The sequence below is a fragment of the Streptomyces sp. SLBN-118 genome, from assembly GCF_006715635.1.
In the GTDB taxonomy this organism is placed as follows: domain Bacteria; phylum Actinomycetota; class Actinomycetes; order Streptomycetales; family Streptomycetaceae; genus Streptomyces.
The window spans coordinates 3173183-3186859 of record NZ_VFNP01000001.1; the positions used below are offsets into that span (position 1 = coordinate 3173183).

Here is a 13677-nt window from a genome sequence, read left to right on the forward strand (position 1 = left end):
GAAGCGAGCCGTTGTGCGCTCTTACCCGGAGCCGAGCCGCCCGCCAAGTGACCTCAAGCGACATACAAGGAGCTCGAGTTCCACCATGGACCACGCACAGCGCCCCGCCGTCCTGCTCGCCATGGGCCCAGGCATCGCCGAGCGCCTGTTCGCCGACCGGCACCGCGACCGCCTCACCACGCTCGCCCGCACCGATCCGCGGCTGATCGCCCATGACCTGGCCGCCCCCACGCCCGCCGTCGCCGCCGCGCTCGCCGAGGCCGATGTCCTGCTCACCTGCTGGGGCGCCACCCCCTTGACGTCCGAAGTCCTCGAGCGGGCACCCCGCCTGCGCGCGGTCGTGCACGCTGCGGGCTCCGTCAAGCACCACATCACCGACGCCTGCTGGGAGCGCGGCATCGCGGTCAGCTCGGCCGCCGCCGCCAATGCCCTCCCCGTCGCCGAGTTCGCGCTCGCCGCGATCCTCTTCGCCGGCAAGCAGGTTCTGCGCTCGGCGCAGCGCTACGAGGAACTGCGCACCGGCTACGACTGGTGGCGTGAACTAGACAGCGCGGGGAACTACCGCCGCACGGTGGGTATTGTCGGAGCATCGAGGATCGGCCGCCGCGTCATCGAGCTGCTGCGTCCCTACGATCTGGAGATCCTGCTCTACGACCCGTACGTCACCGCCGCCGAGGCAGCCGGGCTGGGCGTCGTCCCCACCGGCCTCGACGAGCTGTGCAGCCGCAGCCTCATCGTCACGATCCACGCCCCGCAGCTCCCGGCCACCCGCCATATGCTCGACGCGCGCCGGCTCGCACTGCTGCCGGACGGGGCGACCGTGATCAACACCGCGCGCGGCTCACTGATCGACGAGCAGGCGCTGCTCGCGGAGCTGGTGTCGGGCCGACTGCATGCCGTACTCGACGTCACGGACCCCGAAGTCCCGCCCGCCGACTCGCCGTTGTACACGCTGCCGAACGTCCTGCTGACGCCACACATCGCGGGCTCCCTGGGCAATGAACTCCACCGACTGGCGGACCGGGCCCTCGACGAACTGGAGCGTTTCGCGGCCGGACTGCCCTTCGCGGACCCGGTGCGTCCGGAGACCCTGGATCTCTCTGCCTGAACCGGCGCCATCCCTGAATCTCACTAAACTGGACGTATCCCACCCAAACCGTGGAACCGGGAGACGCGATGAAATTCGTACAGATAATCGACTGCAAGACCGAGCGGTTGGACGAGATGGACCGGCTCATGGACAAGTGGGTCGCACAGACCAAGGGCAAGCGGACCGCAACGCACAGCTTGATCGGCAAGGACCGCACCGATGGCTCCCACCTCGTCGAGATCGTCGAATTTCCTTCGTATGAAGAGGCGATGGCCAACTCCAAGCTTCCCGAGACCGACCAGATCTTCCAGGAGATGGTGGCGCTCTGCGACGCGATGCCCACCTTCACCGACCTCGACGTGGTCCGCGACGAGCAGTTGAACCAGTCAACTTCCCGCCGGTTCTTCCACGAGATTGCCGTCGGGGGCAACCTCGACGCCATCGACGAGCTGTTCGCGTCCGACTACGCCGACCACGACATCGCCAAGGAAGAGGAAACCGTGGTCGGGTCCGACGTAATCCGCCGCGATGTCAGCCAGTGGAGGGCCGCCTTCGACTTCACCTTCGACCTCGACCGGCAGATCTGCGAGGGCGACGACGTCGTGACCCTGTGGACCTGGACCGGCACCCACAAGGGCGAATTCATGGGGATCGCACCCACGGGCAGGCAATGCACGATGACCGGCACCACGATCTTCCGGTTCAAGAACGACAAGATCCAGGAAGGCTGGTGGCACGAGGACCTCATGGGCCTGATGCGCCAGCTCGGCGCCATCGGCTGAAACCACACGGACGCCGGACGACGCACACCAGAACGGGGAAGGCCCCTGTTGCCGCCAGTGGCGGGAACAGGGGCCTTCACCTCGTACGACGTCACACGTCAGTGGCTGTGGCCGTGGCCGTGCCCGTGACCCGCGTCGGACTCCTCCTCGGCCGGCTTCTCGACGACCAGGGTCTCGGTCGTGAGCAGCAGCGAGGCGATGGACGCGGCGTTCTCCAGAGCGGAGCGCGTGACCTTGACCGGGTCGATGACGCCGGCCTTCACCAGGTCGCCGTACTCACCCGTCGCGGCGTTGAAGCCGTGGCCGGCCTCCAGCTCCGCCACCTTGGCGGTGATGACGTAGCCCTCGAGACCGGCGTTCTCGGCGATCCAGCGCAGCGGCTCGACGACGGCGCGGCGGACGACCGCGACACCGGTGGCCTCGTCGCCGTCCTTGCCCAGGCCACCCTCGAGCACCTTGGCGGCGTGGACGAGCGCGGAGCCACCACCGGAGACGATGCCCTCCTCGACCGCGGCGCGGGTCGCGGAGATGGCGTCCTCGAGACGGTGCTTCTTCTCCTTCAGCTCCACCTCGGTGGCGGCGCCGACCTTGATCACGCACACGCCGCCGGCCAGCTTCGCGAGGCGCTCCTGGAGCTTCTCGCGGTCCCAGTCGGAGTCCGTGGACTCGATCTCGGCCTTGATCTGGTTGATGCGGCCGACGACGTCCTCGTGGTTACCGCCACCGTCGACGACGGTGGTGTCGTCCTTGGAGATCGTCACGCGGCGGGCGCTGCCCAGCACGTCCAGACCGGCCTGGTCGAGCTTGAGGCCGACCTCCTCGGCGATGACGGTGGCACCGGTGAGGGTGGCCATGTCCTGGAGCATCGCCTTGCGGCGGTCACCGAAGCCGGGAGCCTTGACGGCCACGGCGTTGAAGGTGCCACGGATCTTGTTCACGACCAGGGTCGACAGGGCCTCGCCCTCGACGTCCTCGGCGATGATCAGGAGCGGCTTGGAGCCACCGGCCTGGATGACCTTCTCCAGGAGGGGCAGCAGGTCCTGGATCGAGGAGATCTTGCCCTGGTTGATCAGGATGTACGGGTCGTCGAGGACGGCCTCCATACGCTCCTGGTCGGTCACCATGTACGGGGACAGGTAACCCTTGTCGAAGGCCATGCCCTCGGTGAAGTCGAGCTCCAGACCGAAGGTGTTGGACTCCTCGACGGTGATGACACCGTCCTTGCCGACCTTGTCCATGGCCTCGGCGATGAGCTCGCCGACCTGCTGGTCCTGCGCGGAGAGCGCGGCGACAGCGGCGATGTCGGCCTTGTCGTCGATCGGGCGGGCGGTCGCCAGCAGCTCGTCGCAGACTGCCTTGACCGCGGCGTCGATGCCCTTCTTCAGGGCGGCCGGGGAAGCGCCGGCGGCGACATTGCGCAGGCCCTCGCGGACCAGCGCCTGGGCCAGCACGGTGGCGGTGGTGGTGCCGTCACCCGCGATGTCGTTGGTCTTGGTCGCCACCTCCTTCACCAGCTGGGCGCCGAGGTTCTCGTACGGGTCCTCGATCTCGACCTCGCGGGCGATCGTGACACCGTCGTTGGTGATGGTGGGGGCGCCGAACTTCTTGTCGATGACGACATTGCGGCCGCGGGGGCCGATCGTCACCTTGACCGTGTCGGCAAGCTTGTTGACGCCGCGCTCGAGGGCGCGACGGGCGTCCTCGTCGAACTTCAGAATCTTCGCCATGGGAGCTTCTCTGTCCTCTCAAACGAACTGCGCCCCTGGGCACCCGGCTACATGAGTGCGGGGGCCAGGGGCGCAGATCAAAAACGTGGGTGAATTACTTCTCGACGATCGCGAGCACGTCGCGAGCCGAGAGGACGAGGTACTCCTCGCCGCTGTACTTCACCTCGGTGCCGCCGTACTTGCTGTACAGCACGACGTCGCCGGTCTTGACGTCGAGCGGAAGACGCTCGCCGTTCTCGAAGCGGCCCGGGCCCACGGCAAGGACGACGCCCTCCTGGGGCTTCTCCTTCGCGGTGTCCGGGATGACCAGGCCAGAGGCCGTGGTCTGCTCGGCGTCGAGCGGCTGGACCACAATGCGGTCCTCGAGCGGCTTGATGGCAACCTTGGAGCTGGCGGTCGTCACGATCCGACCTCCCCCTTCGGAGATCTCACGGGGTTAACTGTCTGGGGTGGCGACCAGGTGGATCCGTCGTCGCGGGTGCCGGACCTGCCCGTCGCTGTGTTGGCACTCTCCAGTGGGGAGTGCCAGCCCTGAGACTATGACTGCGATTAGCACTCGGTCAAGCGGAGTGCCAATTCACCGGTGCGCCGCCGTTCGCTCCCGGTAGGGACAACGCCGCCGCGGATGCCAGGGTTCCGCCCTCGCGGCTGCGGCGCGGGGTCAGATGTAGTCCTCCAGGCGGGCCACCGCGTACCCCTGCTCCTGGATACGGCGCAGCAGCGGCGCCGTCGCGCTCGCGTCCGCCCGGACGATGTCGCCGGGCCGCAGCCGTTCGCCCTGCGCGTACTCGCGGAACTCCCGGCCGAGCACCAGCGCGCGGACCCCGCAGTCGGCGGCTGCCCGCAGCGTGTCGGCGTTGTACGCGCCGTGCGGCGGGTGGAACAGGCGGCTCCGGCGCTGCCCGCAGATCTCGGCGCGCTGCCCCTCGTAGGAGAGCGTGGGGAGATCGGGCCGCCCCTCGGCGGGGAACAGGCTGACCGGCAGCTTCAGTTCGCCCGTTATCCGCACAAACCGCGGATCACGCGCCGCGCCCTCGTCGACGGCAAGAAAGACGACCTTGTCGTGGGTCGGCACATGGTCCACGACATACGCCGCCGAGAACCTGTGGGCGGGCGGCTCGGGCGCGCGGGCGAGCGGTCCGGTCAGTCCCCACCGCTTGCGAGCCGCTGCCGCCGGCGTATCCGCGCCCGGCGTGACCTGCCGCGCGGCCCTGCGCCCGAGGCGCTCGATCGGGTCGACCGAGTGAGCGCACCCAGCGGTGACAAGCGCACCGGCCGCCAGCAGTCCGGCCAGCAGCCGGTGCGCCGCCCTCATACGTAGTCCTCCAGCTTGGCCACGGCGTAGCCCTTGTCGCTGACCGTCTTCATCACCCGCCGGATCATGTCCGGCATGGTGCCCTTCCACGCCCGGTGGCCACGGAAGTGGGTGAGGATGATGTCGCCGGGGTGCAGGTCCCGGTCCCGCTCCCGCCACTCCATGTGATCGGGAAACGCCTCGGCCGCCCACAGGGGCACGGCCTTGGTTCCGCACGACTGGGCGACGCGCAGCGTGTCCTTGTTGTAGCTGCCGTACGGCGGGCGGAAGAGCGGGGACCTCTTGCCGTACCGCTTCTCGAGTTTGGTCTGCTGGTCGCAGATCTCGTGCTTCTGCTCGGCGTACGAAAGGCCGCGCAGATAGGGGTGGTTGAGGGTGTGATTGTGCAGCGAGACGCCTCGGTCCTGCATCTGCTTGAAGTAGCCGTAGTTGTCGCTGATCAGGTAGTCGCTGAGGAAGGCGCTGTACGGGATCTGAAGATCGCTCATCATCCGCAGAAAGGCGGGGTCCTTCTCGGCGCCGTCGTCGATGGTCAGGAAGACAATCTTCTCCTTCACCGGCACGGTCGTGAAGACCGGTGGCAAGGACTCGCCTCCCTCGACCTCGAAGCCCTTGCGGGTGGTGATCTTCGGCTTGACGGCGGGCGGCCGGGGAGCGGCGAGCGGCGTCTTGGCCAGGCCCCACCTCTTGGCGGCGACGGCACGTGCAGCCTGGGCGCGCTTCACCTTCTCCACGTACGCCGAGAGCGCGCCGTGCTGCTTGGCCTGCTGACCGGGGGCGGGTCGTGAGCCGTCGGAGTCCTCGGCCGACCCGGCCACACATCCGGAGCCGATAACGGCGACAAGGAGCACGACGAGGGCCATTCTGACCCTCTTTGAATCCTTATATTCGTCTTGTCGTACTGGCTGCATGGCGCTGAATCCTGTCATCAGGAATCCGTACGGCCCGGCCGACACCGCCGCCGCAGGCGCACCATCCCCCGCCTGGCCCACAATGGGCCGCGTGAACGACCTCGATCCCCTCGCCTCCTTCGCCGCACTGCTCACCGAGGAGGGACGGGCCCTGCTCGGCGCCCTGGTCGACTACGACCCGGCGACGGAGCTGGCCACGGCCACCCGACTGCGCCGCGAGCACCCGGCGGACCTGGTCTCGGCGGCACTCGGGCAGGCGCGGCTGCGGCAGCGCGCGGCAGCGAAGTTCGGGCCCGAGGACGCACGGCGGATGTTCTTCACACCGAACGGCGTCGAGCAGGCGACCCGCCGCTCCGTCGCCTCGTACCGCGCCGGGCGCTTCGCCTCTCTCGGCGTGCGCAGCGTGGCGGACCTGTGCAGCGGAATCGGCGGCGACGCCATCGCGCTCGCCCGCGAGGGCATCTCCGTACTGGCAGTGGACCGCGACCCGCTGACGGCGCAGGTCGTACGGGCGAACGCCCGGGCGCTGGGGCTGGCCGAGCTGATCGAGGTCCGGTGCGCCGATGTCACGGAGATCGACACGGCGCCGTACGACGCGGTGTTCGTGGACCCGGGGCGGCGGGGCGGCAGGGGAAGGATCTTCGACCCCGAGGCCTACTCCCCACCCCTGTCCTGGGCGATCGCCACGGCCCGCACCCGCCCGCTCGCGGCCCTCAAGATCGCCCCCGGCATTCCGCACGAGGCGATCCCCGAGGACGCCGAGGCGGAGTGGATCTCGGACGGCGGCGACGTGAAGGAGGCGGTGCTCTGGTTCGGCACCCGGCCCTCCACACTCGGCGCGACCCTGCTGCCGGGCCCGCACTCCCTCACCGGCCGCGGCCTTCCCGACCCCGGGGTGAGGAAGGTCGGCCGCTATCTGTACGAGCCGGACGGCGCGGTCATCCGTGCGCATCTGGTCGCCGAGGCGGCCGAGCAGCTGGACGGCGGACTGATCGACGAGACGATCGCGTACATCACGGCTGACGAGCTCCGCCCGACGCCGTACGCGACCGCGTACGAGATCACCGATGTACTCCACTTCAATCTGAAGAAGTTGAAGGCGCTGCTGCGTGAACGCGGCGTCGGCGTACTGACGGTGAAGAAACGCGGCTCGGCGGTGGAACCGGAGGAGCTGCGCCGCAAGGTGAAGCCGCACGGGCCGAACGCGGCGACGGTGTTCCTGACGCGGGTGGCGGGGGCGCCGACGATGCTGATCGGCCGGCCTGCGTAATCCAGGTCACCTCCGCATCGTGCAACTACTCTGCTGTCAGGGCCGGTTGTTAGGCTCCTTTCTGGCCACACGGAGGGGGAGCCATGGTGGATCAAGCCGATCTCGACGTCTCGGACGACGACCTGACCCGACTCGCCGGGGATCTCGACGACATGCAGCGCCATCTCGACAGCCAGGTGCGCCGGATGGACGCGATCGTCGACCGTATCGAGGCGGGCTGGAAGGGCGAGGCGGCCAAGGGATATCGGGCGCTGCACCGAGGAGCGGCGGAGGACGCCGTACGGATCCGGGAGATCCTCGTCGTCCTCGAGGAAGCCATGCGGGCGGGCCGGGACGGCTTCAGCCAGCAGGAACTCGACAACCTCCGGCGGATGCGCAAGGCGCAGAGCCAGGTGGATGTGGAGCACGAGGCGGAGAAGCTCTCCGATGGAACAGCCCCCCTTGCGCCCACCAGCCGAATACTCGACATCTGAGGGTCGTTACACACACGGGGGATTCACTCATGGCAGACGACTACATAGGCGTGAACTTCGCGACGCTCCGGGAGGCCGCGGGCGAGCTGGAGGACATACTCAAGCAGCTCAACCAACGGCTCGAAACCCTCTACAACCGTACGGAAAAGGTCGTACTGACCTGGAAGGGCGATGCGCGCGAGGCCTTCGTCGAGGAACTCGACCAGTGGGACAAGCAGATGGAGGACCTCCAGGCCACCCAGGCCTGGCTCCATGAGGTCGTCACCACCGGCCACGCCAACTACGCGGCGGCCCACCGCGCCGTGCTGCGCGGCTGGGGCGGCGCCTGATGGGTACGCCTCCCCCGCCGTCACAGAACGGCACCATCGACGTCAAGCCATCCGATCTGCACCGTGTTTCCGGCGGGTTCGCGAGCCAGCAGCCGCTGCACAACCAGGCCGCGAAAACCCTGCTCACGGATCTGCAGAAGCACCCCGACGCAGGCGGGTACGGGACGGCTGCCCAGGCGTTCGCATCCGCCTACGTCAAAGTCGGCAACCGCTTCCTCGACGTCTGGGCCAGGAGCGTGGAGAGCATTGGCGGTGCCGCCGTCGGCTTCACCACCACAGCCAACAACTACTCGAAGGCCGAGGCCGCAGCCGACCCTTCCGGCAAGAAGCAGCCCGTCGTCCAGCCCGTGCCGAACGTCATCGACAAGGCACCCAGCTACGGCGCGGTCACCGATCTGAAGTGGGGTGATGACGACGGGGGCGACGGCTGGCTGCGCAGCATCCTGGAGTGCATCCCAGAGATCGTATGGGACCTTATCCGGCCGGTACTCAAGGACGCCTTCAGGTGGGGCAAGGTCGCGGATGTCTACCCGTACCCCCAGCAGCACTACCTCAACGATCTGTCCAAGGCATGGCGCAACATGAACATGTCGCTCTCGATCACCGAGAGCGGGCTGACCGGACTGGTCAGCAGCATCACCCAACAGAGCAACAGCGAATGGCACGACGCCATGCGGCAGTTCTGCAGTTCGCTGTGGGGCACGACGGCCTGGGGAACATCCACCGCCGGGTACGAGTGGAAGCACGACACTGCCTCCTCGGCCTCGACGGGTGCCACCCACCCCGTGATGACCGTGCTGTTCGACACGGCCAAAGAGGTCAGCGACCAGCTGTACGAGTTCGCGCAGGCGGCTGTCGATCTGAACGGCAAGGTCTGGGACATCTACATGGAGGCAGTACGCGAGGCGGTCGGCAAGATCGACCTCAGCGACGGCCTCGACATGGACGACGTCAAGGAAGGCGCCAAGAGCGCCGTCAAGAACATCGGGCGTTTCATGAAGGGCGTCGCCACTGGCGCGGCCGAGCTCAGTGTGGAGATCACGCTCAACATCGACACACCCGCGCTGAACGCCGTGGTCGAGGCGTACAACACCCGGGTCAACGCCCTGGTGCCCAAGCTCAATGCGCTGATACCGCCGCTGGACGAGGCGTTCCGCGCCGCACCGACCTTTCAGGCGGAGGATGCGCGCGCGCAGGCGTTCGGCGCCCGCGCGCTGAACGACTTCAAGAGGAAGCATCACTTCACTGTTCCCGGCCAGGACCCCGATCACATCTACTACCCGATGGACCTGGCGAACCAGGAGGGGCTTTATGACAGCCACCCCATCGACAAGCACGTCGGTCTGACCGACGACCAGCTGAGAATGCGGCTGCGGGACCAGCCGGGCGCGCCAGCCGCCTCAACCTTCAAGGACCTGGCCTCTGCCCAGCGGTTCACCCAGGCTGCCCTCCAGAATGACGCCAACGAAAACCGGATCGCTGACTGGATCGACGGCGTCAAGAAGAGGCAGCAGAACAATCCCAACTACGATCCGAACAGGTCGGAGATCCAGCCGCCGGTCTATCTGGAATTCCCCGGTCAGACCACCGGTACCAGCGTCTCGCGCGACGACTATGCTGCAAACGGCATGAACGCCAAGGTCGAGACCAAGAGCTGGGTCCAGGTGCGTCTGATCTACAAGGAGGGCCTTGAGCCGCCCTTCATCGTGCTCACCGCCATGCCGCACAAGGGCCCATGAGAAAGGTACGTCACGTGCAGCCGTCCCCTGTGTCGCTGTTCTCCGACGGTCCGGCGCTGCGACTCCTCGATCTCGCCATCGCGGCGCAGGAGTCGGGTGGAAAGCTGTCCCTGGACGAGGAGATCCAGCGGTACGTTCGCGTGGTCCGGGGCGACTGGATCGCGAACTGGAACTGCTCGGTCTATGCCGCCGCGGGAGTGCTGGACTTCGCCGCCGATTCCGTCTCGCGACTGGGTGCGCTCGACTCCTTTCCGCCGGAGTTCCGGGAGAAGGCGGCGCGTGCGGCCGGCGATATGGAGCCCGCCGAATATCTGCACATGCTGGCCGAATTGGTGCGGATCCTCGACCGCCAGGGTGCACCCGAATACTCGGAACTTCCCATGGCCGGCTGGGAATTCTTGCAGATCTTTCCTTATCTCTTCGGTTTCGATGCCGTCCTCATGGACGAGGGTGACGGGTCCTTCCCGGACACCGTCCGCTCAGTGGTGAGCAATGAACACCCGTACTGCCACGAGCGGGCGGCCGCCTACACCACCGAGGCGCAGCGCGCCCTCACGCTCTTCCCCGGAGCGGACGGGCTCAGGCCACACCTCTCCTGGGCCACGCGCGACCGGCTCCAAGAACTCATCGACACCGTCAACGACCACATGCAGCGAGAGCACTCATGACCGCAGTCCGCGCGAACTTGGCCGCCACGTATCCCGACCGGGAGACCGCGCAGTGGGCCACTCAGCACGTCGTGACCAGCAATGAGCAGGTCATTCACCGCTGGCTCGCGCAGTCGACCCGGCAGCGCCTCACCATCGAGGCCGCCTGGCCCTCCCGGTCCGAGCCGGTCGGGCGCGTCCTGCTGCAGGCGATGATGCTCGCCGGCCGCGACGCCGTCGACGTACGCGCAGCACGTGTGGTCCTCAAGCGCGACACCGCGAGCCCGCACGGCTTCACCGTCCACGCCACCTTCCCGATCTACCTCTAGAGGCAGCACCCGTGTCCCTGAAGCCGCGTGAACACGACCGCAAATACGGCGAGTTGGATCAGGTGATCCGCGCCCATGTCGGCCGTACCGCCGACGACGACGAGCCGCTGACGGCCTACCTCCGGCACACGTGGCGCACCCGCCCCTGGGCCATCGCCGTCGCCGAGCACCAGCTGCGCGAGTACGCCGACAACCCGCCCGGCCGGCTCCGGCTGCGCCTCGGCGAGTTCTATCCCGTACCGGACGTCGGCCTGCCCGACTCCGAGATCCAGGCCTGGCTCGTCGGCCTCGCGGACCGCCTCAAGGAGAGCGTCGAGACCGGCCAGGCCCCGCCGCCCGCGACTCCGCAGACCCACTGGGAGTGGCACGCCCGCTTCCCCGAGCTCGCACAGTTTCTCGGCGGCTGGTTCTCCCAGGACATGCCGGACGAGTTCGAGGACCACGACGCAGCGCTTCAGGATTACCTGGACACCACCGACCCGGGCCTGATCGCCCAACTCACGGGCGAGCTTCACGACCTGCTCACCCTTCCGCTGGACGAGTCCGACTACGCCCTCGCCCTGGCCGAACTGGGCATGGAGGTCGACCCGCCCGAACCGCTCGCCCCCGGAGGCTGGCTCGAGGAGTTGGCAGGTCGGCTACGCCGTGGATGACGGCAGCAACCGCACCGCCCACCGGTAGTGGCTCACCGCCTTCGCTGCGCCCAGCAGGCCCGTCAGCCAAAGGATCAGACCCAGGCCCATCATCACCGCTACGTGCGTATAGGTCTCCCTGCCGGGCTCGGCCTGCGCCGGGGCCACGATCGACAGCCACAGGCCCAGCGCGCACAGCAGGAACGACGGTACGAACCAGCACAGGCTCAGGCCCGGTGAGCGGAAGCGGGCGTCGGTCGTCGGGTCGCGGTCCAGGGACGACCACTGGAGGAGCCGTTCACGTACGACCTTGTCGCGCCGGATACCCAGACCGATCACGATCCCCGTCGGCAGCAGGAACCCGGCGCCCATGCACGCCAGGATCACGCCGAACATGGCGCTGAGCACGTCGGGGCGTTCTTCGAAAGTCTTCAGCGCCCCGCCGACCAGACCCCAGCCTGCGGCGAAGCCCGTCGCCATCAGCCACAGCAGCATCAGTCGCGACGCCCCCATGCTCAGGCGGCTCAACTCGCCCATCGCCCGGGCGCGGTCCGCGAGCAGCGACTCGCGGTCGGGCCAGGCCCGTACGGACTCGGGCGGTGGAGGCGGTGGCAGCGGACGGCTGGGCATGCGGTTCCTTCAGAGGGCGCGGGGAAACGTCAACTCCCCGACCGTATCGGAGCGGTGACCGCCCAGGTCAGCCGGATTCCCGGGCCCGTTTCAGCAGCAGGTCCCGCTCCCGCTCGTTGCGCGTCAGGGACGCCGCACGCTCGAACTCCGCCCGTGCCTCGTCGAATCGCCCGAGCCGCGCCAGCAGGTCCCCCCGCACGCTCGGCAGCAGGTGGTACTCCTTCAGCGCCGGCTCCGTCGCGAGGCCGTCCACCAGGGCCAGGCCCGCCTCCGGGCCGCTGGTCATCGAGACCGCGACCGCGCGGTTCAGTTCGACGACCGGGGACGGCGTGAGCACCGCGAGGCGGGCGTAGAGGGCGGCGATCGAGGACCAGTCCGTCTCCTCGTAGCGCACTGCCTGGGCGTGGCAGGCGGCGATCGCCGCCTGGAGGGCGTACGGGCCGGGGGCGGCGCCGCCGCTTGTCGCGTTCGCGCGGCCCAGCGCCGCGAAGCCGCGGCGGATCAGCAGCTGGTTCCAGCGGGTCCGGTTCTGCTCGGCGAGCAGCACCGGTTCGCCGTCGGGGCCGGTCCTGGCCGCGGTGCGCGAGGCCTGGATCTCCAACAGCGCGACCAGGCCGTGGACTTCGGGCTCCTTGGGCATCAGTCCCGCCAGCACCCGGGCGAGCCGGAGCGCGTCCTCGCACAGCGCGGGGCGCACCCAGTCGTCGCCCACGGTGGCGGAGTAACCCTCGTTGAAGATGAGGTAGATGACTTCGAGCACCGAAGACAGGCGTACGGCACGCTCGGGGCCGTCGGGCACCTCGAAGGCGACGCCCGCCTTGGCGAGGGCGCGTTTCGCGCGGACGATGCGCTGGGCCACCGTCGGCTCCGCGGCCAGGAAGGCCCGGGCGATCTCCTCGGTGGTCAGCCCGCCCAGCAGCCGCAGCGTGAGCGCGATCCGTGCCTCGGTGCCGAGCACCGGATGGCAGGCGGTGAAGATCAGCCGCAGCAGGTCGTCGTCGATGTCGTCGGCGTCGGGCGGCTCGGGCGGCGGTACGTCCTCCAGGTCCCGCCCGACCTCCGCCAGCTTGCGGGCGTACGTCTCCTTGCGGCGTACGAGATCGATCGCCCGGTGTTTGGCGGTGGCCATGAGCCAGGCGCCCGGCTTGTCCGGGACACCCGACTCCGGCCACTGTTCCAGCGCGGCGACCAGGGCGTCCTGCGCGAGTTCCTCGGCGATGCCCACGTCCCTCACGATGCGGGTGACACCGGCGATGATCCGCGCCGACTCGATCCTGAATACCGCTTCGACCGTTTCGGTCGCACTTGCTGCCCTCACGGCCATCCATCAGAGCAGCCGTGGTGGGGCGGGGCAAGCGCGGCCGGATCAGCCCTCGGCGATCTGGCGGACTTCGCAGGTGACCGCCCACTGCTTCGGGTGGATCTCCAGGAAGCGCTTGGCCCATTCGAGCGCCTCCGCCTTGTCCTTGCACTGCATGATGGCGTAGCCGCCGATGACCTCCTTGCTCTCGGTGAAGGGCCCGTCGGTGTAGCTCAGCTTGCCGCCGGACCAGCTCACGCGGGTACCGTCGGAGGTCGGGGTGAGCCCCGCCGTGTCGAGCATGACCCCGGCCTTGGTGATCTCCTCCAGCAGGTTGCCCATGCGCTCGTTGAAGTCCTCGGGGAAGTCCTCCCCGGCGAGCTCGTTCTCGTTGACACGGACCATGGACAGGAAGCGCGGCATGGTGACTCCTCGGTTCGGGAGAGCGGGGCCGTTCCCCGCCTCTCACCCATGCGTCGAACGGCAGACGGCCGGATCGACAG

16 protein-coding genes are annotated in these 13677 nt (G+C 68.4%); 9 read left to right on the plus strand and 7 right to left on the minus strand.

Features of this window, described 5'->3' with window-relative positions:
- Positions 1 to 85 precede the first annotated feature (85 nt).
- Together FBY35_RS14225 and FBY35_RS14230 are read left to right on the plus strand one after the other, a co-directional pair.
- Positions 86 to 1108, plus strand: a complete 1023-nt coding sequence (locus FBY35_RS14225) for a hydroxyacid dehydrogenase (RefSeq protein ID WP_142214163.1) — start codon at positions 86 to 88, stop codon at positions 1106 to 1108.
- Positions 1109 to 1176: 68 nt separating this feature from the next.
- Positions 1177 to 1872, plus strand: a complete 696-nt coding sequence (locus FBY35_RS14230) for an ester cyclase (protein WP_142214164.1) — start codon at positions 1177 to 1179, stop codon at positions 1870 to 1872.
- 98 nt (positions 1873 to 1970) lie between these two features.
- Here the strand turns inward: FBY35_RS14230 and groL are convergent, their stop codons facing one another.
- The 4 genes from groL to FBY35_RS14250 all read right to left on the minus strand — a co-directional run bounded on the left by groL (position 1971) and on the right by FBY35_RS14250 (position 5777).
- Positions 1971 to 3599: a chaperonin GroEL gene (gene groL, locus FBY35_RS14235; protein ID WP_142214165.1), complete on the minus strand. Its 1629-nt coding sequence runs from the start codon at positions 3597 to 3599 to the stop codon at positions 1971 to 1973.
- A 94-nt stretch (positions 3600 to 3693) separates the two neighbouring features.
- On the minus strand, positions 3694 to 4002 hold the full coding sequence (gene groES / locus FBY35_RS14240; RefSeq protein ID WP_119103562.1) for a co-chaperone GroES: 309 nt from the start codon (positions 4000 to 4002) through the stop codon (positions 3694 to 3696).
- 258 nt (positions 4003 to 4260) lie between these two features.
- On the minus strand, positions 4261 to 4914 hold the full coding sequence (locus FBY35_RS14245) for a hypothetical protein (protein ID WP_142214166.1): 654 nt from the start codon (positions 4912 to 4914) through the stop codon (positions 4261 to 4263).
- The gene (locus tag FBY35_RS14250; protein WP_260848615.1) at positions 4911 to 5777 is read right to left on the minus strand and encodes a polysaccharide deacetylase family protein; all 867 of its coding nucleotides are present in this window, start codon (positions 5775 to 5777) and stop codon (positions 4911 to 4913) included. The genes FBY35_RS14245 and FBY35_RS14250 overlap by 4 nt, the downstream gene beginning before the upstream one ends.
- 130 nt (positions 5778 to 5907) lie before the next feature.
- Here FBY35_RS14250 and FBY35_RS14255 point away from each other — a divergent pair, with 130 nt between their 5' ends.
- The 7 genes from FBY35_RS14255 (at position 5908) to FBY35_RS14285 (ending at position 11265) form a co-directional block, all read left to right on the plus strand.
- Entirely contained in the window at positions 5908 to 7095 is a 1188-nt protein-coding gene (locus tag FBY35_RS14255; protein WP_142215069.1) for a class I SAM-dependent methyltransferase, read from the plus strand.
- Between the two features lie 83 nt (positions 7096 to 7178).
- A complete protein-coding gene (locus FBY35_RS14260) occupies positions 7179 to 7568 on the plus strand; it encodes a WXG100 family type VII secretion target (protein ID WP_142214167.1) in 390 nt (129 codons plus the stop codon).
- 29 nt (positions 7569 to 7597) lie between these two features.
- Complete coding sequence (locus FBY35_RS14265; RefSeq protein ID WP_142214168.1) at positions 7598 to 7897, plus strand: WXG100 family type VII secretion target; 300 nt, start codon at positions 7598 to 7600, stop codon at positions 7895 to 7897.
- On the plus strand, positions 7897 to 9636 hold the full coding sequence (locus tag FBY35_RS14270; protein ID WP_160159268.1) for an RNase A-like domain-containing protein: 1740 nt from the start codon (positions 7897 to 7899) through the stop codon (positions 9634 to 9636). The genes FBY35_RS14265 and FBY35_RS14270 overlap by 1 nt, the downstream gene beginning before the upstream one ends.
- A 14-nt stretch (positions 9637 to 9650) precedes the next feature.
- A complete protein-coding gene (locus FBY35_RS14275; RefSeq protein ID WP_142214169.1) occupies positions 9651 to 10304 on the plus strand; it encodes a hypothetical protein in 654 nt (217 codons plus the stop codon).
- Positions 10301 to 10612, plus strand: a complete 312-nt coding sequence (locus FBY35_RS14280; protein WP_142214170.1) for an RNase A-like domain-containing protein — start codon at positions 10301 to 10303, stop codon at positions 10610 to 10612. Before FBY35_RS14275 ends, FBY35_RS14280 begins: the two co-directional genes overlap by 4 nt.
- Positions 10613 to 10623: 11 nt before the next feature.
- On the plus strand, positions 10624 to 11265 hold the full coding sequence (locus FBY35_RS14285) for a contact-dependent growth inhibition system immunity protein (RefSeq protein ID WP_142214171.1): 642 nt from the start codon (positions 10624 to 10626) through the stop codon (positions 11263 to 11265).
- Here the strand turns inward: FBY35_RS14285 and FBY35_RS14290 are convergent.
- The 3 genes from FBY35_RS14290 to FBY35_RS14300 form a co-directional block, all read right to left on the minus strand.
- Positions 11251 to 11874, minus strand: coding sequence for a hypothetical protein (locus FBY35_RS14290; protein ID WP_142214172.1), 624 nt, complete (start codon positions 11872 to 11874; stop codon positions 11251 to 11253). The two genes, FBY35_RS14285 and FBY35_RS14290, sit on opposite strands and share 15 nt — an antisense overlap.
- 67 nt (positions 11875 to 11941) lie before the next feature.
- Positions 11942 to 13198, minus strand: coding sequence for an RNA polymerase sigma factor (locus tag FBY35_RS14295; protein WP_142214173.1), 1257 nt, complete (start codon positions 13196 to 13198; stop codon positions 11942 to 11944).
- 42 nt (positions 13199 to 13240) lie between these two features.
- Positions 13241 to 13597: a YciI family protein gene (locus FBY35_RS14300; protein ID WP_142214174.1), complete on the minus strand. Its 357-nt coding sequence runs from the start codon at positions 13595 to 13597 to the stop codon at positions 13241 to 13243.
- Positions 13598 to 13677: the final 80 nt, after the last annotated feature.